Annotated in this window: 1 pseudogene; it reads left to right on the top strand. The window is 70.2% G+C overall.

The window, feature by feature from the left end:
- Positions 1-295: pseudogene (locus tag EN859_RS37070) on the top strand (HlyD family secretion protein); the annotation flags it as partial.

Genomic DNA, 295 nt, shown 5'->3' with positions numbered 1-295 from the left:
ATCGCGCCGCGCAGCTGCTCAAGACCCATGTCGGCACGCAGGCGCAGCTCGACGACGCGCAGACGGCACTCGACCAGGCCAAGGCGGCACTTGCCGGCGCCGATGCGCAGATCACCGCCGCGCAGGCCAATATCGGCGTGCTGGAGGCGCAGCGCGCCGAATCGGCGAGCACGCTCGCTTCGCTGCAGCTCACCCGCGACAAGGCCCAGCGCGACCTGTCCTTCACGGTGCTGAAGGCGCCTTATGACGGCGTCGTCGGCAACCGCTCGGTCGAGCAGGGCGATCTCGTCAGCCC

Source organism: Mesorhizobium sp. M00.F.Ca.ET.216.01.1.1 (assembly GCF_004010325.2).
Taxonomy (GTDB): Bacteria; Pseudomonadota; Alphaproteobacteria; order Rhizobiales; family Rhizobiaceae; genus Mesorhizobium.
The sequence above is the reverse complement of the archived record's forward strand: the minus strand, read 5'-3'. Positions and strand labels throughout refer to the sequence as shown.